Source organism: Roseimarinus sediminis, assembly GCF_050433125.1.
Classification (GTDB): domain Bacteria; phylum Bacteroidota; class Bacteroidia; order Bacteroidales; family Prolixibacteraceae; genus Roseimarinus; species Roseimarinus sediminis.
This window is the reverse complement of the sequence record NZ_JBNPXV010000004.1, coordinates 284180-305418: the sequence shown is the minus strand read 5'-3', so window position 1 is coordinate 305418 and position 21239 is coordinate 284180. Positions and strand designations below refer to the sequence as shown.

Below are 21239 nucleotides of genomic sequence, written 5' to 3'. Positions count from 1 at the left end.
ATTACATGAACTACATTTTAATGGCTCAGCCAGCCGAAGGCGCAGAATCGAATCCGCTGGGCATGTTTTTACCCCTTATCGCCATTTTGGTGATTTTCTGGGTATTCATGATCAGGCCACAGGCTAAGAGACAAAAGGAATTACGTAAATTCCGCGAATCGATCCAAAAAGGCGATAAAGTAATTACCAATGGCGGCATTTATGGTAAAGTTGCCGGATTAAAGGATAATGCAGTTATTTTACAGGTTGATGAAAACACCAAATTAACTGTTGACAAAAACAGCATTATAAAAGATCCAAGCGATCTGCAACAAGCTCAGAAATAAAGAAAAAGAAGGGCTCCCCTTCTTTTTTTTCACTTTTGAAATTGAATGTTGCATTATTCTGCATCCTATTTTCGCTTTTAAGCAAAAACGCAGTGTTGAAAGATTGGTATCACAACATAAAGCAGTATTTTATCCAGCTGAATCTTAAAAAAGATAACAGGCCGGTAATTTTTGCCATCTCCTTAATGATTGCCAGCATACTATGGTTGGTTAATGCACTTGGAGACCGATATGAAACAACCGTTTCGATGCCGGTTCAGTACACCAATCTTCCTGCAAATAAAGTACTTGTACAAGCCCCTCCTTCATCGGTTAAAGTAAAAATGGAAGCTAGTGGTTTTACTTTACTCCGTCATAAAATAAAATTGACAATCACTCCCGTCAATTTTAACGTCAAACAATTTACCAATAACATGATGGGGAAATCGGAAGCTTCATCTTTCAATGTTATTTCCGACAGGTACATTGATCAGATTTCGAAACAGGTTAGTTCTGAGATTAGTATTCTCGACCTTAGTCCCGACACCCTTACTTTTGTTTTTGACCAGGTAGTAAGTCAAAAAAAACCGGTAAAGCATCAGTTTGATCTCGACTTCGAAAACCAGTTTTTTTTAAGAGATTCTATTCGCTTTATTCCCGACAGTGTGTTGGTTAGCGGGCCCAAAAGCCGGGTCGATACCCTTACACATGTTAATGCAAAACATCAGCGCTTCAGATTACTGAATTCAACGGTAAAACGCAATGTTTCAATCGATCCGATTGAAGCTCTTGAAATTAGCCCCCGACGCGTCGTGGTCGAAATTCCGGTATCGCTTTATACCGAGTACATTGCTAAGGTAACTGTTTCGCAACTCAACGTCCCCGACAGCCTGAATTTGGTAACCTTCCCCGGTCAGGTACAGGTTAAATGCATCGTAGCTTTCGATCAGTACGAGAATCTTACCGCCTCGAGTTTTATGACTGGTGTCGATTTTGCAGATACAAAAAACAACATCGATAAGCTGCCAGTAAGCGTACTCAGAGCTCCCAACTACGTGAAATCGCTCAGTTTTCATCCTCAGGAAGTAGAATACATTATTGAGTCAGACAATGATTAAGGTAGCAGTTACCGGTGGAATAGGTTCGGGAAAAACTACTGTTTGTGAAGTTTTTAAGCAACTTGGCATTCCTGTATTTAATGCCGACGAAGCGGCAAAACAGCTTATGCACACCGATAAAAAGATCATAAGCGGGATTAAAAAATTGCTTGGAAATGAAAGTTACTCAGCAAAGGGAATACTCGAACGTGCATTGGTAGCTCAAAAAATATTCAACAATCCCAGCCTGCTGAAACAAATGAATGCACTGGTTCATCCTGCAGTGCGGGAAGCATTTCAAAAATGGGCCAAGCAACAGATGGCACCCTATGTTATTCAGGAAGTCGCCATATTGTTTGAAAATCATCAGGAAACATCTTTCGATTTCATCATTGCAGTTACTGCTCCTTTGGAGGTAAAACTGAAAAGGGTGATGGAGCGCGATCAAGTTGATCGGCAAAAAGTGATGGAACGAATGAAAAATCAGCTTCCGGATGAATATAAAACCGAAAAATCACACTTTGTTATTGTGAATGACGGTGACACCTTGTTATTACCTCAAATCATTAAAATACATCAAAAATTACGCTAACTATGGCAAAATTTGGAAAATGGATTGGCGCAGGATTGGGCGCATTTGCCGGAGGTCCTATCGGAGCAATTATTGGTTTTGTAATTGGATCGGCTTTTGATGCGGGAGAGCGCACAGGCATCAAGAATCCTTATCAGCGTTCTCAAACTTATGGCGATCCGTATGCACGAAGGCAAACCACCACCGGTGGCTATGCCATGAGTTTACTGGTTTTGGTTGCTGCCGTGATGAAAGCCGACGGAAAGACCATGAAATCGGAGCTTGACTATGTGAAAGCTTTTTTTGTCAGAAACTTTGGTGAGGCCTCGGCCAACGAAGCCATAAAAATGCTGCGCGATTTACTGCAGCAACAAATACCAGTGACCGATGTATGTCATCAGATACAGCGCAACATGGATCACTCATCACGTTTGCAGTTGTTGCATTTCCTGTTTGGAATTGCCATGGCCGACGGAGCTGTTCATGCTGAAGAACTCAAACTCATTGCCCATATTTCGGTAAATCTGGGAATCAGTAGCAAGGATTATGAATCGATCAAGTCGATGTTCATAAAAGACAGTGAGGGAGCCTACAAAATACTCGAAATTGATCCAAAGGCCAGCGACGAGGAAGTGAAAAAAGCGTATCGAAAAATGGCGATGAAATACCACCCCGACAAAGTGAGTTATCTGGGTGAAGACTTTCAGAAAGCCGCCAAAGAAAAATTTCAGAAAGTAAACGAAGCTTACGAAGAAATCAGGAAACAACGAAATATTGCATAAAAAATCCCGCTGAAGCGGGATTTTCTTTTTATCGGGCTAAGTCTTCAAATTCAACATTGGAATATTCAGCGGTAATTTCTTCCGGTTCTTCCAACTCTGTCATCATCGGCTGGTTTTCAGCAATGTATTCGATGATGTCATTCAATCCATCGGCAAATTTCTCAAAATCTTCTTTGTACAAAAATATTTTATGCTTTTCGTAGAAAGAATTACCGTTGGAGTCAGTGCGTTTTTTACTCTCGGTAATGGTCAGGTAATATTCATTCCTTCGGGTTGCTTTTACGTCGAAAAAATAAGTTCTTTTGCCAGCTCTCACTGCCTTCGAATGTACTTCTTCTCTAAATCTGCTTCCATTAAAACCTTTCGTCTCTCGCGTTTCTTTATTTTCCAGGCTCATAATTTCATAGTTAGTATTAGCATAGATTTCAAATATAGAAATTTTTTTTGTTAAAAACGGGGGCGTAAACAGGTTATGAAACACATATTGTTCAATACACTTTTTCTGATTCACAAAAAGATAAGGTGTCAAAAAGGCCGACACTTAACAGTATCAGCCTTATATCGTTTTAAGATAAATGTTTTAATGATTTTTTAGTTGAGCAGCCAATGTTTATTTGTATATGGCCTTAGTAGCTGCCAACAAGGTGTTTTTCAATAAGGAAACCCGGGTCATTGGTCCCACTCCTCCCGGAACCGGAGTAATGTAAGAGCATTTTTCGGCTACTTCTTCAAACAACACATCCCCTTTTAGTCTGAAACCGCTTTTGGTTTCGTTCGATGGTACTCTGGTGGTACCTACGTCAATTACCACTGCTCCTTCCTTCACCATGTCGCCTTTAATGAATTCAGGCGATCCGAGGGCAGCAATCAGGATATCAGCCGAAGCACATACCTCTTTTAGATTTTTAGTTCGGCTATGGGCAACTGTAACCGTAGTATTCATTGCTTTTTGCGACATGAGCACGCTCATTGGCCGACCTACAATGTTGCTGCGTCCAACCACCACACAATTCTTACCTGAAGTTTCAATCTGATACCGTTTAAGCAATTCAACAATTCCATCGGGAGTTGCCGACACAAATGAAGGCATCCCAATTACCATGCGTCCCACGTTAATGGGATGAAATCCATCCACATCCTTTTTAGGGTCGATGGCTTCAATCACCTTTTGTTCTGAAATATGTGCTGGTAACGGAAGCTGGACAATAAAGCCATCTACATCAGGATCATTGTTCAGTTCGTCGACCTTGGCGAGCAGTTCTTCTTCGCTTACATCATCTTCATAACGTACCAGTGACGATTTAAAACCAACCGATTCACAGTCTTTTATCTTGAACGCCACATAGGTTTCGCTACCACCATCATGTCCAACCAAAATGGCGGCCAGATGGGGGGTTTTTCCTCCCCTGGCTATTAATTCTTTTACTTGTTCGGCTATTTCTGCTTTTATTTCTGCAGCGATCTTTTTACCGTCGATGAGGTTCATAGTTATTTATTTTAAGATGATTATCGTCGGGCTCCCTGATTCAGGTTTCCAATACGCTTACCCTGGGCAACCATTTTCATCATTTTGCGGGTTTCTGTAAATTGCTTCAAAAGTCGGTTTACTTCCTGAACGGTGGTTCCTGATCCCTCAGCAATGCGTTTTCTGCGGGTACCATTCATAAGCGAAGGATCTTCGCGTTCATCGGGTGTCATCGAATAAATGATGGCTTCGATGTGCTTAAAGGCATCATCGTCAATATCGACGTCCTTGAGCGCTTTGCCCATGCCAGGGATCATTCCGGCCAGATCTTTCAGGTTACCCATTTTTTTCACCTGATTGATCTGTTTCAAGAAGTCGTTAAAGTTGAACTGATCTTTGGCCAGTTTCTTTTGAAGTCGTTTGGCTTCTTCCGCATCAAACTGCTCCTGTGCTTTCTCAACCAGCGAAACCACATCCCCCATACCCAATATGCGGTCGGCCATCCGTTCGGGGTGAAAAACATCAAGGGCATCGAGTTTCTCGCCGGTTCCAATGTATTTGATGGGCTTATTTACCACCGAGCGAATCGAAAGTGCTGCTCCACCCCGGGTATCACCATCGAGCTTGGTCAATACAACTCCGTCGAAATTGAGTCGGTCGTTAAATTCTTTGGCAGTATTCACAGCGTCCTGACCGGTCATTGAATCAACCACGAACAAAATTTCTTCGGGATCGATTGCCTTTTTGACCGCTGCAATTTCGTTCATCATTTGCTCATCGACAGCCAAACGACCGGCCGTATCGACAATAACCAGGTCGTGACCTGCCTTTTTCGCATGCTGAATGGCTGCATTGGCAATGCCCACCGGATCGAGATTGCCTTCTTCGGTATACACCGGAACTCCGATTTGCTCACCAAGTACTTTTAGCTGATCGATGGCTGCCGGACGATAAACGTCGCCTGCAACCAGCAAAGGGTTCTTGCCTCTTTTTTCCTTTAGTAATTTTGAAAGTTTACCGCTGAAAGTGGTCTTACCTGAACCCTGTAAGCCTGCAATTAAAATCACGGCAGGATTTCCTTTCAGGTTGATGTCAACCGATTTTGAGCCCATCAGTTCAGCCAGTTCATCGTGAACGATTTTCACCATCATCTGGCCGGGCTTAACGGCAGTCAGTACGTCCTGACCAAGGGCTTTATCCTTGACCGTATCGGTAAAGGTTTTAGCAATTTTAAAGTTGACGTCGGCATCGAGTAAGGCCCTGCGAACCTCTTTTAACGATTCGGCAATATTAATTTCGGTGATCTTTCCATGCCCTTTAAGTATTTTAAAAGAGCGTTCAAGTCGGTCGTTCAGATTTTCAAACATGCTGTTTACTTTTTATTACAGTGCTGCAAAAATAAAAAAAAACCGATGGTTTAGAGGTCTTCCTCATCGGTGATTTGGAATTTGGCTTGAAAAAATACTTTATGTTAAGCTGGGTGAAAAAAAAGGCGATTTTTCTTCATTTGTAACAAGCACAATATCAATATTATAAAAAATAATTTGAAAATAATTTGAATTTTTTTTCAAAAAGAGGGTAACCTTTTTACCTTTTTCGGAATATACTAGTGACACTACATTTGACTCGACCCTGTGAGTCTGTTTATGTTGAGCATTTATTTCCCTTCTTCGGCTCAAGTAAACGCCATTAAAAGTCTTTTCCATAAAGACAAACCCTTTTCACGTATCGCAATTGTGTAAAAAGGAGGCCTTACCCAGCCTCCTTTTTTTTACATTCTTTCAGGACATTCAATTCCGAGCAGTCCCATACCGTTGCGAATCACTTTGGCAGTGGTTTCAGCCAGTTTTAGCCTGAAGCAACGTTTAGCTTCATCGCTTTCCTTCATGATGCTGTAATCGTGATAAAACTGATTGAATTCCTTTACCAGATCGTAACAATAATTGGCAATGATGGCGGGGCTAAAATTGGAAGCTGCTTCGCTCACCACATCTGAGAAGTTGCTTATTTTCTTGATCAGCTCCAATTCTTTTTGTTCTGGTTCAATTTCGTATTGACTGTTTTTCCATTCTATTCCTTCATCGACTGCTTTTCGCAGCACACTTTGAATACGTGCATAAGTATATTGTATAAAGGGCCCTGTATTTCCATTGAAATCAATTGACTCTTCAGGGTTGAAAAGCATGGTCTTTTTTGGATCGACTTTTAAAATGAAATACTTTAAAGCACCCATGGCAATTTTACGGTAGATTTCCTGTTTTTCAGTTTCGTCGTATTCATCCAGCTTTCCAAGCTCTTCCGATGTTTTACGGGCAACGTCGATCATGCCTGCCATCAGATCATCGGCATCGACAACGGTACCTTCGCGCGATTTCATTTTTCCTTGTGGCAACTCTACCATTCCGTATGAAAAATGGTACAGGCTACTACCCCACTCAAATCCCAGTTTGTCGAGGAGAATGGACAATACCTGGAAATGGTAGTTTTGTTCATTTCCAACTACATACACCATTTTGTCGATGTTGTAGTCCTCGTATCGTAACTTGGCGGTTCCAATGTCCTGGGTCATGTAAACCGAAGTACCATCGGAGCGTAGCAGGATTTTCTGGTCGAGACCTTCCGCTTCGAGGTTGGCCCAAACCGATCCGTCGTCATGGCGTTCGAAAATGCCTTCTTTTAGGCCCCTTAAAACTTCATCGCGGCCCACGGTGTAGGTATCCGATTCGTAGTAAATTTTATCAAAGTCAACGCCAAGATTCTTATAAGTTACATCGAAGCCGGTATAAACCCATTGGTTCATTTTTGCCCAAAGAGAGCGGATTTCAGGATCGTTGGCTTCCCATTTAAGTAACATCTCACGTGCTCCCTTCATCGAGGGGGCTTCGGCTTCGGCTTCCTTTTGATCCATTCCGCCGGCTACCAGGCCGGCAACTTCTTTTTTGTAAAGCTGATCGAACTGCACATAGTAATCACCAACCAGGTGATCGCCTTTTTTGCCTGTACTATCAGGCGTTTCGTTTTTTCCCGACTGCATCCAGGCATACATCGATTTGCAGATGTGTATGCCCCGGTCGTTTACGATATTGGTTTTAACTACCTTTTTCCCATTGGCATTGAGTATGCTCGAAATCGAATAGCCAAGCAAATTGTTACGAATATGTCCCAGGTGCAGTGGTTTGTTGGTGTTCGGCGACGAATATTCGACCATATAAAGCGGCGAATTTTCATCTGTGAGTTCGTAGCCATAATCTTCATTGCTGGCAGCGCCGTCGAGGATGGTCGTCCAGTAGGCCGATGAAATGACGAGATTTAAAAAGCCTTTTACCACATTGAAACGATTAATTTCGGAAACATTTTCGGTAAGGTAGCTTCCGATATCGTTTGCTGTTTGTTCAGGTCCTTTTTTCGATATACGTGTAAAAGGAAAGACTACCACGGTAAGGTCGCCTTCAAATTCTTTACGCGTCATCTGGGTTTGAATTTTATCGGCATCGAAAGGTTCGCCGTATAATGTTGACAAGGCTTTCGCCACTTCTTCTCTGATCAGCAAATCGATATTCATAATACAATTTTTAAAATGCGCTGCAAAGATAATCAAATGCAACAATTTGTTACTTCCCTGAAGTCAGCTATGCTGTTCTTAATAAAGAATTCATGCAGCTTAACGCATAAAGAAGAAAGTTTCAAACTGCACCTTACGGGCCTTGCGGTATTTCTGATCGATCGACTGATTTTCTTCTCCCTCGGCAGTTTTAACCTCCTGAATTTCACCCAGTGCTTTCACCATGATCCGGTTTTCGGGAACTCCTTTGCGCATCAGGTATTTCTTAACGGCCTCCACCCTGCGTGCCGATAAAACCGCATTGTATTCCTTGGTTCCCCGCGGGTCGGCAAAACCATACAAACGAATATTCATCATTGGGTTCTCAAAGAGGTATTTTACCAGTACATTCATTTCTTCCTCTGCTTCGGGACCCAATTCATATTCATCGGTTTCGAAGTAAATCTCGGGCGTTGTTTCTTTCTCCATTGGTGGCCAGCCCACATCAGGTGGTTCGGGACAGCCCATGTACTCCATCGGGCCATATTCATCGGGGCACTGGTCTACATCGTCGGTCAGGCCGTCGCCGTCGCTGTCAATTGGACAACCGTATTCATCCACCACCACGCCCGGCTGAGTATCGGGACACAGGTCATCGGGATCGATCACCCCGTCGCCATCGCTGTCGGGGCATCCATTGTATTCAGGAATTCCCGGCAATTCAGGGCAGTCGTCTTCTTTATCGATGATACCGTCGCCATCGGTATCGGGACAGCCATTGTATTCAGGCAGGCCGGGTTCGTCGGGACAATCATCCTGAAAGTCGGGAATTCCGTCATTGTCGGTATCGAGCGGGCATCCTTTTTCATCGACCTTCACACCCGGTGGCGTATCGGGACATTCATCCTCACTGTTTGGCACACCGTCGTTATCGTCGTCTTCCTCACCCCCCAGTTTAATGTAAAAACCGATGCGGGCACCGCCAAAACGGTCGTTCTTACGATCCCAAACGGCACCATCAATTTCTTCGGTAGTTGCGAATACACCGTCTATTTCTGCAAAAACAGCAATTCGGCGGCTTAGATCGCTTTTAATTCCGGCAACAACATTCAACGAAATTTCATCGATAAAATGAGAAAAGGGCGCTCCACCCAATTGGTGACTGGTTCCGCTGCTTTCTCCAAGCATGAATGAAAAACCTGCTCCGGCATATGGTTTAAAGCGACTGTTCTCGGACAGGAGCTTTCCGTTGTAAAATTTATAGGTGAATAAAAAGCCGGGAGAGAAAAGATGCCCCGAGGCATCATAGTTTACACCATCGATCAAACCTTTCAGATTGAGATGATAATAATCGATGCCCAACTGTACATCAAAAGAAGCATCCAAATAACGCGAAAAGGCCAGTGACGCCCCATCGCTGCGATTCTCAATGCTGAAAAACTGATTTCCGAGTTCACCATGGTACTGCAACAGGGAATAGGATGGCTTGATGGCCCATTTAATATCCTTTTCCTGTGCTTTACCAAAAAGAACCGGTCCCCCAACCAGTAAAAGCAACAAAACTATTTTAAAGATTTTCTTAATCATTTGTTCAGCAGTCGCAGCCACAGAAACAAATATAATACTTTACGATTAATCCACTTCATTTATCAAAATTTGCTTTCCAAAATATTCCTATTTTTGTGGCGATGTACGCCATAACCGACATAGAAACCACCAGCGGAAGCAATAAAACAGGAAAAATTACCGAAATTGCCATTTATGTTTTTGATGGCGAAAAGATCATCGACTCGATGGTAACGCTAATTAATCCTGAATGTTACATTCCGCCCTACATTACCGAAATTACCGGCATCGACAACCGGATGGTGGCCGATGCCCCAAAGTTTTATGAAGTGGCCAGGCAAATTGTAGAAATTACTACGAACCGCATTTTTGTGGCGCACAATGTTAATTTCGACTATAATTTTATCCGCAAGGAATTCAATGAGCTGGGCTTCGAGTTTAAACGGCAAAAATTATGTACAGTGCAGCTAAGCCGGAAATATCTTCCGGGACACCGCTCCTATTCATTGGGTAAACTATGCAGTGAACTGGGCATCGCAATCAACGGCCGTCACAGGGCTTCGGGCGATGCATTGGCAACGGTCGAGCTGTTTGGCCGCATTTTGAAGCAACACAGTCTTCAAAACAATACCTTGTTTTGATTTTGTCTGGTGTTTAATCTTTTTAGGACAGATACAGTTTTTTCAACAATTGGACTACTTTTGCCCCATGATTTCAGAAATCAACATAGCAGATGTTTTTGAACTGAATTGGCCTGTGATCGATGTCAGATCGCCGGGAGAATACGAAAAAGGACACATTCCCGGAACCCATAATGTTCCGCTTTTCTCAAACGAGGAAAGAGCACATGTGGGGACTGTATACAAGCAGCAATCGAAAGAAGCGGCCATCAAAGCGGGTTATCAGTATGTGACTCCCAAACTTCAGCATTTTATTGATTGCGCCAAAAACCTTGCACCCGACGGCAAAGTTGTTGTTCATTGCTGGCGCGGAGGCATGCGCAGCCGATCGTTTGCACAGCATCTAAGCGACAATGGTTTCGGTGAAGTGAAGATAGCTACAGGAGGTTACAAAGCTTACCGCAACCATGTGCTCAATGCTTTTGAACAGAAAGCGGAACTCATGGTATTGGGTGGCTATACCGGAAGTGGGAAAACCCCCATCCTCTACGAATTGAAAAAGGCCGGACATCAGGTCATCGATCTCGAAGGACTTGCCCATCACAAAGGATCGGCTTTCGGAGGCATTGGTCAGGCTGAACAACCTACCGTCGAGCAGTTTGAAAACCAGCTGTATGAAGTCTGGAGGCAACTTGACCTGAACGCTCCAATATGGATCGAGGATGAAAGTCACAACATTGGTGCAGTAAAATTACCCATGCCTTTGTTCCGTCAAATTAGAACTTCGACATTGTACTTTATTGATATTCCCAGGGAAGAAAGGGTTAAGCACCTGGTAGAAGATTATGCTGCCTGTGATAAGGAAAAACTGGCAGCATCCATTCAACGCATTTCGAAACGCCTGGGAGGACAAAATGTAAATGAAGCACTTAACTTACTCGAACAAAATCAGTTTGACCAGGTAGCTTTTATCACCCTGCATTACTACGACAAAAGTTACACGAAAGGGATGAACATGAGGAATTCGCCCAAACTGAAACTCCCGCTTCGTGACACCAATGCGGCAAGAAATGCTGCTTTACTGCTTCAGTTTGCCAAATCACAGATTAAGGCTGAAACAGCTTCTGAACTTGATCAAAGTCAAAACAGTTAAATAATATTTCATGGAAGATTCTATCAAACTCACACAATACAGTCATGGCGCAGGTTGTGGCTGCAAAATTTCACCTTCGGTACTGAGTACCATTCTTAAAACCAACATTGAACAATCCGACATCAGCAGGTTGTTGGTAGGCAACGACAGTCGCGACGATGCTGCAGTTTTTGATCTGAATGACGGAACAGCCATCATCAGCACCACCGATTTCTTCATGCCCATCGTCGACGATCCCTTTACCTTCGGGCAAATTGCTGCTACCAATGCCATCAGTGATATTTATGCCATGGGCGGTACCCCGTTGATGGCCATTGCCATTCTTGGCTGGCCAATCGATAAGCTGGCACCCGAAATTGCCCAACAGGTGCTTGAGGGCGGCAGAACCTGTTGCCGCGACGCTGGGATTCCACTGGCTGGCGGACACAGCATCGACAGCCCCGAACCCATTTTCGGTCTGGCTGTTACCGGACGTGTGGCCATTGATCAGCTCAAGCGAAACGACACGGCCACCGAAGGCAATTTATTGTACCTGACCAAGCCGCTTGGTGTTGGTGTACTCACTACCGCTCAGAAACAGGGAAAATTGAAGAAAGAAGATGCTTCGCTGGCACCTGAATCAATGATCCGACTCAATAAGGTTGGCAGTGAACTGGCTAAAATCGAAGGGGTAAAAGCATTGACCGATGTAACCGGCTTTGGTTTGCTGGGCCATTTGGTCGAAATGTGTGAAGGCAGTAAGCTTTCGGCCACTATCGAACTCGGTAAAATACCGGTATTTCCGCAGGTAAAGGCTTACCTCGAAATGAATTGTGTGCCCGGAGGAACTCACCGAAACTGGGCCAGTTATGGTGAGCATGTTGTATTGAAAAATGACAGTGACAAATTCATTCTGTGTGACCCGCAAACCAGTGGCGGATTACTGATCGCTGTTGAAAAAAACAGCAAAGAAGAAGTGGAACAGCTCCTGAGAGCTCATCAACTACATGTGGCTTGTTTGGGGGAATTACTAGAGCAGAGTAAGCATTTAATTACCGTTGTATAAATCACTGTGCCTATGTACAGCATCAACATCGAAAATGTAGCAAAGCTAAACGAAGCACTTCAGGCGGTAAAACTGCCCGAGGGCATGCCCTACCAATTGCCTCCTCCTTCGTTTGCCACTTTGGGAGGCGAGTTCATCAATTATGAACCTGCACGAAAGTTACTTACCGGTTTCAGGGTTCCGCGCCATTTTTCCAATCCGCAGGGCACTGTACAGGGAGGAATTATTGCTGCCTGTTTCGACGACACCTTTGGTCCCCTGGGCGTGGCTACCTGTAAAAAACCGATTGTAAGCATCGATATGAATGTACAGTACCTGCGCCCGGTGCCACTTGACGAACCTTTTTACATCGAAACGGAAGTTACAGGTCACTCACGCACGACCCTGTTCTTAAGCGCCAAAGCTTTTAACCTGAAAAACAAGCTCATGGCACAGGCTACGACTAACCAGCTGATCGTTCGTTGATTTTTTCAACTTATTTTAACTGAAACTGTTTACTTCATTCTAATTAAAACTGAAATTTGTGCGAATGCTTGCTATAATACTTTTCATTTTATTCATCATAGCCATCCAACTCTATGCTTATTTGGGGCTGAGAGCATCTTTGTTCAGTGGCTCAGGATTCTTTCAACTGACCAGTATCGTATCAGCAGTGCTTATTGTTGCCGGCTTAATCATGATGATGACAGGAATGAGACAGCCTGAGGGAACCGGTCTTTTGCAAAATCTGCTTTTTGGAATGGCCTTTTCGCTTATCATGGCTAACCTGCTAATGACAGCCATCTTTTTCACCGAAGACATTTTACGGGGCTTTTTATGGCTCTTTCAATCGGCTGTTCAATTCAGACCGGCACAAATGATTACACGCAGTTTTGTTTCAGGTTCCTTAGCACTGGGAATTGCCTTTCTAACCTTCGTACTGGTTAATTATGGTGTTTGGTTTGGCCGTTATCAGTTCAGGCTTCATCATCAGCTCATACATTCTGAAAAAATTCCCGAAAGCTTCGATGGCTTCACCATAGCTCATATTTCGGACCTGCATTTGGGAACTTTCGATCAACAACAAAGGGTACAAAAAGGCTTTGACCTGCTGATGCAGCAAAAGCCCGATTTGATCTTGTTTTCAGGCGACATGGTGAACAATCGTGCCGAAGAAGCAGTGCCTTATGTTGAAATGTTAGCAGGATTGAAGGCTCCTTACGGTAAATTCAGTGTAATGGGCAATCACGATTATGGCGACTATGTGGACTGGAAAACGCCTGATGAAAAGAATCAAAATGTACAGTTCTTGCGTGATATTCAGCATGAAATGGGTTTCAGGCAAATGAAGAATGAACACCTTGCCCTGGCACGTGGTGGTGATACCATTTATCTGGCCGGGGTTGAAAACTGGGGTAAACCACCTTTTCCCCAGCACGGCGATCTTCAAAAAGCCCTCGATGGATTGACTTCGAACGATTTTGTAGTACTGCTCTCGCACGATCCCAGTCATTGGCGCGAACAGGTGGTTGACAGCGGGAAAGCCGATTTAACCCTCAGCGGGCATACCCACGGCATGCAGTTTGGCATCGAGCTGGGGCAATTCAAATGGAGCCCCGTAAAATACCGCTACCCCGAGTGGGCCGGGCTTTTTAGTGAAGGGAATAAGCATTTGTACGTTAACCGCGGCTTTGGAAGTATCGGCTATCCCGGACGTGTGGGGATCTGGCCCGAAATAACCCTTATTGAGTTGCGCAGCCAATAGCCACATCACTAAATCATACTTTCAAATTATCATATCGTTAATCAATGTAGTATTTATATTTGTATAATATGAGGTAATTGCCAGCATAAAACATTGTTTATCAGTAGTTAGTACTTGAGTTTTTGGTTCCTATTTCTTAAATTGAACAAAAAACCCAGACCATGAACGATCCCCGGCAAATGGAACTGTTGATGAATGATGCGCATGATTTTGTTAGCCACATCAATCAGTTGAATCCGCTCGATCAAATCAGCAATCAAGCTGAAGTGAATCAGGTTCTGAAGTATGTTGAATCGTATGCTTCGGACAAGTCTCCTCACCTCCCCCGTCAGTTTTTTGTTGTTGAAAGTGTTCAGGGTCACTTAGTATTTTCGCAAAAGCTTGAAGAGTATTTCAGTTTAAAGGGAGATTTTAAGCTTGGTGATTTGTATGCTTTTATTGGAGACCAATACCATTCGGCACACTATTTACGTGAATTTCTGTTCTGGAGCAAAGCCGCCTATCTTTTTTACCATTCCATCAAAGACAAGCATGATGTGCGTTTACTGGCTTTCTGTGCCCGTTTCCCAATGCATTTGTACAATGGAGAAAGCTTTTGGGTTGTGCGCGAAACAAAACCCCTGGCACTGAATCAGCAGAATCAACTGCTTTCACACATCAATACCTTCACCATCGAAAATCATTTTCATGAGCATGAATTGGTTGATATTAGCTTTGAAGTATACTACAACAAGCATTACCATCCCGAATGGAATCAACAGCTCAGGAAATTTCGTTTTGCCATACAACCCTTTCAATTACTTGCTGCGCAGACTGAGATCCTAAAGTTCTATCATGAGCACGTTGGTGCCAATACCGTCAACTGTTCAGAAGCATTAAAATATCCGCGAAATACCATCAAGAAATACATTTCCGACAGCCAGCATCATCGCGGCATCATCGATAAAGCCCGAATTGCTTTTCCTCACATCACCTTCAACTGCATGCACGACGTGATTGACTACCTCGACAAAATCGGGTGGTTCAATCAATAGCCGGTGGGTATAAAGATCCCCATAAATGGGTATAATCGACTCAAAACCATTACTATTCTGAAATAGCTTTCTTAACTTGTTATACAATAATGAACGGAATGCAGGTGGTAAGCAATTAAATCCGTCATTAACATTGCGATACGTAAAATAATTTGCACGATGCAAATGACATTCAACAAACGACAAAATGAAAGCTACCCTTTTTGCAGGAAAACGGGATAATTCATCCTGTGTAAAGGCTTATGCCCCATTTTTATTTTTCTACTTCCAGATCTGCTTCGGCTTTTGCGGTCCACCCGTCGTTTATAAAAAAGAAGCTGTAGCTCCATGCAGTTTTAAATGAACAACAGTATTACACCATGTCATATCTGGCTGAGGTGTAAATACATCAACATACTATCTTAAACATTCTACGATGCAACTAAAGTAAAAAAACAGCTAAAATGAAACCATATTCAGGTTTTGTTTTAATGCCATAACTTCAATAAAACATAATAAAAAGCCACTAAAAGAATAAATTATGAAAACGAAAAACAAAGCAATCTTTTCTTTCTCAGGAAAAGTGCTTTCAGGATTAGTAATCCTAATCATAATAACATTGGCAACAGTATCTGCTCAGGTACAGTTTCCGCAAACAACCAACGCCGACTTCTACAAAGGCAGCTACAACGACCTGGTTGTAACCAACAATTCAGTTAGCTTGCCATTTCAGGCTAACGGAGTTGGGCAATGGTTAACCACCACCGTATTGCCCCAAACCCTTATGGGGCATAAAACAGCAACATGGAACAATCGTTTTGTTTATGTTACTGGCGGTTTTAACGGCCTAAACTATTCGAATTCGGTTTATCATGCAGTATTGCAAGCTGGAGGAATAGGGGGATATACCTTATTAAGCCAATTACCCCAGGGGCTTAGGGATCATGCAATGGTTATAGGCACAAATGCTATTTATGTGCTGGGTGGCCGTAACGATACCGAAGTATTCAACGCCATTCATTATGCAACAATTAACACCGATGGTTCACTGAGTGACTGGCAAACGCTCGACGTTACACTGCCGACAAGCTTAAGGGGACATACTGCGGTTTACAGCAATGGCTTTATTTATGTAGCAGGTGGAGCTGAAAATGTTAGCGGTACAGATGCATGCAACAATGTTTATTGTGCACAAATTCTTCCTGACAACACACTCACCGAATTTTCAAATACAACGGATTTGCCGGTAGCTTTAACTGGACATACCATGGTGGTACAGGGCGAAAAAGTCTTTGTTCTTGGAGGCTTTACCATTGGTGGTGAAAAGGTCTCAACGGTTTATTCTGCGGTATCAGATGTTTCGGGCGAGTTGTCTGCTTGGACTAGCGAAACAAATTTGCCTGTAACAGTTAGCAACCACTCATCGGTAGTGATGAATGGCCTGATTACCGTGCTGGCAGGCGAAACAAACGGAACTTTGAACAATACGGTATATTATGCCGATATCAATTCTGCTCCAATGAGCTGGAATTTGGCAGCAAATGTAATGTATGATTATACCCGTGACGGTGCAGCTTTTTCTTCAAATGGACAAATAGGCTATTGTGGTGGTGTAAATAATTCGGGATCACCCATTCACAATACACGCTATGCAAACCTGGGCCTATCGCTTCAATATGAAAAAAATGGTCTTTTCGTCTCCAACCCCTTTTACGAATTGGGTGCCAACAGACAGATAACTGAATTGACATTTGACAAAACCACCCCCGAAGGAACTACCGTAAACATTGCATACCGCACGGCAGTTGCCGGCGAAAACTGGGGGCCATGGACAGCTTATTCTGCAACCAGCCCAATTGAAGTGAACGAAGACAAGCAGTACCTGCAATATAAAGTCAACTTTACAAGCACAGGAATGGCCAACGGCAGTTTTGACGAAATGAGGCTCTTTACTTTAGGTAGCCAACTGGCAGGAAACCTGAATCACATCCCAACTTTCACCAAAGCCATGAGCCCTTATTGGGCAACAGCCGACATCGTTTTTACCGCCGGCACACACACTTTTGAGGCCGGAACCGAAATTCTTTTCTTACCGGGTGTAGTAATGCATGTTGAGCAAGCCAACATCATTTGCCAGGGAACTGTTGCTGATTCTGTTAAGTTCCTTGGTTACACAAATACCGATGGCTTATGGGGAGGAATCTATTATCACACAAACAGCGACGAAGGGGTTTCATCACAGTTCCATTACACGGTAATTGCCAATGGCGGCCATGGTACCAACAACGCGAACTTATATTGTAGCGGCTCAAATGAACCTTTGCTAAAGAATTCAACCCTCCGAAATTCCTCTGGTAATGGAATTAGGCTAAACAACTCCCACATTAATCTGGAAGATTGTACCATTTCCAAAAATGCTGAAAATGGATTGTATCTCGAAAATTCGAATCCTACCCTGCTAAACTCTTCGATTGATAATAATACAGTGGCTGGAGTGCATTTAACATCAACGGCCTCGGTGCCAACCTACCACAGTACAAGCATATCGAACAACCTGTATGCAATAAGGTATCCTTCGCCCAACTTTACTTTCCATGAGCCCAATGGCTTACCTGTTTTAACCGGCAATACCTATAACGGCATTGTAATCGATGGTGGAAACGTAACCACTTCGAGCAAAGTGTGGAACTCCATATCGTACGATTATATTTTGCTGGGTAGTGTAAATATTGGCAACAACCCCGCCATCAGGCTGACCATCGAGCCCGGTAACAACATAAAGGCTGTTGTTGGAGCCAGGATTCAGGTAGGTGTTGAAAGTCCCATTTGGGCTGGTGGAGAGCTGTATGCGATAGGCACTGCCGATAGCACCATCACTTTCACCTCGTGGGATGGAAATATTGGCGGTTGGGAAGGTATTTATTTTCAACCCCGAAGTGACCAGAATCAAGCAGGCCCTTCGGTATTGGATTATGTAACCATCGAGAAAGGAAATGAATACAACTATTATGCAGATAATACCACCAGTGTTCATATTAAAAACAGCACCATTCAATTGGCACTGCTCGATGGCGCAAAATACCTGAACAGTTTTGGCTACATCGAAAATTGCAACTTCCTTAACAATGGGCGTTATCCGCTTTATCTGACTGACTGGTTGTCAAGCCCGGTAAATAAGTTGAACACCTACACCGGCAACAATCCCGATTTTATTGTATTGTCGGGCGGCATCTACACTGCTGACCGAACAGTTTATTTCGATGGTGCACCATATTGGGTCCAAAATGACATTAACTTACATGGTAATTGGTCTGACCAGCGCTTATTCACAATTGAAGCTGGCGTGAGTTTGCACTTTGCCCCTGAAAAAGGTTTGCTCATTGGATATGGTGGCAGTAGCCTAATTGCGGAGGGTACACCTCAACTGCCAATCACTTTTACGGCATATAATGGTGAATCAGGAGGTTGGAATGGAATTCTTTTCGAATATCGTAGCAGTAGCTATGGTAATTCATCGATCATGAACCATTGCATCGTTGAAAAAGGGAATGAATACAACATATACAGTGAAAACAATACAGAACCAAATATTGACAATTCGACTATTCAACTGGCAGCGGGAGATGGCATCAGACTTTTCAATTCATCCCCAAGTATTTTCAATACACAAATTATCAATAATGGTGCCTATCCGATAAACAATACCGACTGGCGTTGCAACCCGAATATTTCAGGAAATACTTACACTGGCAATAATCCCAATTATATAGCACTTTCAGGTGGAACCTATACTTCTAGCTTCACCATTTTAAACGATGGAGTACCTTACCATGTGCTGGATAATATCATTGTTGAATATGAATATCAAGGGATACGTACACTTAAGCTTAATCCCGGAGTGACACTTGCTTTTGATCTAGGGAAACGACTAGAGTTAAAAGGTTCAGGAACAAGTTATGGTAGCAGCCTCCATGCACAGGGTACTGCCGATAGTACCATTAAGTTTACTGCTTTCAATGGCGAAGTTGGAGGTTGGGAAGGTATTTATTTCGACCGAAGCGGCGGATGGGGTAACGAATCCTCTATGAAACATTGTGTCGTTGAAAAGGGGAATAATTACAATATTCGTATCAACCAGACCAATCAGCCGACAATCGAAAACAGCATTGTCCGACTGGCAGCACAAGATGGTTTCAGTCTCACTACTGCAAATCCTTCCATCACCAATAGCGATATTGTGAATAATGGAAGATATCCTATCTTTTTCACTAATTGGGATTGCAGCCCATATATATCGGGCAATACCTACAGCGATAATAAGCCCGATTACATTGCATTTCCGGGAGGAACGATCTATAAAAGTATTTCCTTCTTACACGATGGTGTACCTTATCATGTGCTGGATAATATCATTGTTGATTATGAATATCAAGGGATTCGCTCGCTTACGCTTAACCCTGGGGTGACACTTGCTTTTGAGCCAGGTAAACGCCTGGAGTTTAAAGGTTCTGGTACAAGTTATGGCAGCAGCTTGTTGGCAAATGGCTCAGCTGATAACCCAATTACTTTAACAGCTTATAACGGTGAAGTTGGTGGATGGGAAGGTATTTATTTCGACCGTAGCGGTGGAGCAAGTAATGAATCTACGATGAAACATTGTGTCGTTGAAAAAGGTAATTTGTACAATATTCGTTCGTCAAGTACTAATCAGCCGTTTATTGAGTCAAGTATCATTCGGAATGCCTTACAGGATGGGCTTGTTCTAAGCAATACAAGTATTACTTTACAAAAAAGCTCAATCGTGAACAATGGAGCGAATGGCATCTTATTAGACGGAACAAGTAACCCGGTGATAGGTGACAACCCGCTTTTTTCCTGCAATTTCTACAACAATGTGGGTTTTGATGTTTATAACAACAGCGTTAATAATATCAATGCCCGTTACAACTACTGGGGCACCATGGATTCAACCTTTGTAGCCCTGAAAGTGTTCGACAAATCGGACAACAACACAAAAGGACAGGTGGTTTTTACACCATTTGCCCATATACCAATATCAAATGATGAAAGCATGACTTTAAGTGGCACGCTTGGTTATTCCAACGATGCCAATTCGCCAATGATAAATGCTGCAATGGTCATCAAGGATTTTGATGGTAACGAGATTGCTACAACGGCCACCAACGATGCAGGAGTTTATGCTTTTGGCCAGTTTCCATCGGGCAGCTATCAGCTCGATATTGTACCATCTGATCCATGGGGAGGAGTTAATGCCACCGATGCCCTGGCTATTCTCAATCATTTTGCCAAAGTCAGCATACTTTCCGGCATTCCTTATGCTGCTGCTAATGTCAACTATAGTCAAAGCGTAAATGCCACCGATGCCTTGTTTGTGATGAAACGCTTTGCTGGCCTGATTAATGATTTTCCGACAGGCGATTATGTGTATCATGTTGACGACATATATTTTGAAGAGGAAGCCTGCACCCAAAACCTTAAAACGCTTTGTTTCGGCGATGTGAATATATCATACCTGCCTACAGGGGGTGGAGTCACCCCAGCTGCTCACTTAAAAGGGGGATCACTCTCGGCAAGCTCATCAGAAGTGTCGGGTAAGACCGGGAATGATGGCACTGGCATGCTGATTTCGCTTGTGCCGGAAGGTGTGCTTCCTATCAGCTCTTTTAGCTCTTTCGATTTGCCCGTGACAATTGAAACAGGTATGAATGTGGGTGCCGTTTCGCTTGCTTTTATTTATCCTGATGAGTTTTTGGAACTCGAAGCCGTTGAGTTTAGCGATGGTTCAAACAACCACTATTATGCTGCCCAGCATGGCCTGGTAAAAATCGCATGGTGCGACCTTAATCATCTGCAATTGGAAGATGGTGCTTTGCTGGTCAATTTGAAAATGAAAGCCCTTGATCTCAAAAACCTTTATGGCAACATTCAACTGGAAATTTATCCCAACAGCGAGCTTGCTGAACATAGCGGCCAGCCGGCCCATGGTGTTGTGTTGAAAGCACCAGAAATGCTTACCGCCAAAACAGGCATTCATGAATATGCAGGTTTGGCAAACTACAAGCTTTACCCCAATCCCACTAAGGGCAAAGCTAATCTAAGTTTTAGCCTTAGCGAAGATGCAAATGTTAAGGTAGAGGTTTATAATATTACAGGACAGTGCCAAATGCGTTTGTTCCATACTGATATGACTGAAGGTGAGCACAATTTACTTTTGGATGCTTCAAAACTTAAACCCGGGGTATATCAATTGAAAACTACCATTTTTAATGGTGTTGCTATGCAGGAACATGTGAGCAAAATGGTCATTTCATTTTAA

General features: G+C 43.2%; 16 protein-coding genes. 11 read left to right on the top strand and 5 right to left on the bottom strand.

Annotation, left to right across the window (positions count from 1 at the left end; all coding sequences use genetic code 11):
• Positions 1 to 5 precede the first annotated feature (5 nt).
• The 4 genes from yajC to FHS86_RS07445 all read left to right on the top strand — a co-directional run bounded on the left by yajC (position 6) and on the right by FHS86_RS07445 (position 2755).
• Positions 6 to 326 carry a preprotein translocase subunit YajC gene (gene yajC / locus FHS86_RS07460; RefSeq protein WP_429412364.1) on the top strand — a complete coding sequence of 107 codons (321 nt, stop codon included), beginning with the start codon at positions 6 to 8 and terminating at the stop codon, positions 324 to 326.
• Positions 327 to 421: 95 nt separating this feature from the next.
• On the top strand, positions 422 to 1423 hold the full coding sequence (locus FHS86_RS07455; RefSeq protein ID WP_429412363.1) for a YbbR-like domain-containing protein: 1002 nt from the start codon (positions 422 to 424) through the stop codon (positions 1421 to 1423).
• Entirely contained in the window at positions 1416 to 1994 is a 579-nt protein-coding gene (coaE, locus tag FHS86_RS07450; RefSeq protein WP_429412362.1) for a dephospho-CoA kinase, read from the top strand. Before FHS86_RS07455 ends, coaE begins: the two co-directional genes overlap by 8 nt.
• A gap of 2 nt (positions 1995 to 1996) precedes the next feature.
• The gene (locus FHS86_RS07445) at positions 1997 to 2755 is read left to right on the top strand and encodes a TerB family tellurite resistance protein (RefSeq protein ID WP_429412361.1); all 759 of its coding nucleotides are present in this window, start codon (positions 1997 to 1999) and stop codon (positions 2753 to 2755) included.
• Between the two features lie 28 nt (positions 2756 to 2783).
• Here FHS86_RS07445 and FHS86_RS07440 read toward each other — a convergent pair whose 3' ends face one another.
• The 5 genes from FHS86_RS07440 to FHS86_RS07420 form a co-directional block, all read right to left on the bottom strand.
• On the bottom strand, positions 2784 to 3152 hold the full coding sequence (locus tag FHS86_RS07440; protein ID WP_429412360.1) for a DUF3276 family protein: 369 nt from the start codon (positions 3150 to 3152) through the stop codon (positions 2784 to 2786).
• 213 nt (positions 3153 to 3365) lie between these two features.
• Positions 3366 to 4241 (bottom strand): bifunctional methylenetetrahydrofolate dehydrogenase/methenyltetrahydrofolate cyclohydrolase FolD, encoded by an 876-nt coding sequence (gene folD, locus FHS86_RS07435; protein ID WP_429412359.1) that lies wholly within the window; start codon positions 4239 to 4241, stop codon positions 3366 to 3368.
• A 20-nt stretch (positions 4242 to 4261) separates the two neighbouring features.
• Positions 4262 to 5587, bottom strand: coding sequence for a signal recognition particle protein (gene ffh, locus FHS86_RS07430; protein WP_429412358.1), 1326 nt, complete (start codon positions 5585 to 5587; stop codon positions 4262 to 4264).
• Positions 5588 to 5991: 404 nt separating this feature from the next.
• On the bottom strand, positions 5992 to 7782 hold the full coding sequence (gene argS / locus FHS86_RS07425; protein WP_429412357.1) for an arginine--tRNA ligase: 1791 nt from the start codon (positions 7780 to 7782) through the stop codon (positions 5992 to 5994).
• A gap of 99 nt (positions 7783 to 7881) precedes the next feature.
• Positions 7882 to 9348 carry an OmpA family protein gene (locus FHS86_RS07420; RefSeq protein ID WP_429412356.1) on the bottom strand — a complete coding sequence of 489 codons (1467 nt, stop codon included), beginning with the start codon at positions 9346 to 9348 and terminating at the stop codon, positions 7882 to 7884.
• Positions 9349 to 9449: 101 nt separating this feature from the next.
• Between FHS86_RS07420 and FHS86_RS07415 the strand changes: the two genes are divergently transcribed.
• The 7 genes from FHS86_RS07415 to FHS86_RS07385 all read left to right on the top strand — a co-directional run bounded on the left by FHS86_RS07415 (position 9450) and on the right by FHS86_RS07385 (position 21239).
• Positions 9450 to 9968 carry a 3'-5' exonuclease gene (locus tag FHS86_RS07415; protein WP_429412355.1) on the top strand — a complete coding sequence of 173 codons (519 nt, stop codon included), beginning with the start codon at positions 9450 to 9452 and terminating at the stop codon, positions 9966 to 9968.
• Between the two features lie 67 nt (positions 9969 to 10035).
• Entirely contained in the window at positions 10036 to 11100 is a 1065-nt protein-coding gene (gene mnmH / locus FHS86_RS07410) for a tRNA 2-selenouridine(34) synthase MnmH (protein WP_429412354.1), read from the top strand.
• A 10-nt stretch (positions 11101 to 11110) separates the two neighbouring features.
• Positions 11111 to 12145: a selenide, water dikinase SelD gene (gene selD / locus FHS86_RS07405; protein ID WP_429412352.1), complete on the top strand. Its 1035-nt coding sequence runs from the start codon at positions 11111 to 11113 to the stop codon at positions 12143 to 12145.
• 12 nt (positions 12146 to 12157) lie between these two features.
• Positions 12158 to 12610: a PaaI family thioesterase gene (locus FHS86_RS07400; protein WP_429412351.1), complete on the top strand. Its 453-nt coding sequence runs from the start codon at positions 12158 to 12160 to the stop codon at positions 12608 to 12610.
• Between the two features lie 64 nt (positions 12611 to 12674).
• Entirely contained in the window at positions 12675 to 13889 is a 1215-nt protein-coding gene (locus FHS86_RS07395) for a metallophosphoesterase (protein WP_429412350.1), read from the top strand.
• A 161-nt stretch (positions 13890 to 14050) separates the two neighbouring features.
• Positions 14051 to 14923, top strand: a complete 873-nt coding sequence (locus tag FHS86_RS07390; protein WP_429412348.1) for a hypothetical protein — start codon at positions 14051 to 14053, stop codon at positions 14921 to 14923.
• 520 nt (positions 14924 to 15443) lie between these two features.
• Positions 15444 to 21239 carry a right-handed parallel beta-helix repeat-containing protein gene (locus tag FHS86_RS07385; protein WP_429412347.1) on the top strand — a complete coding sequence of 1932 codons (5796 nt, stop codon included), beginning with the start codon at positions 15444 to 15446 and terminating at the stop codon, positions 21237 to 21239.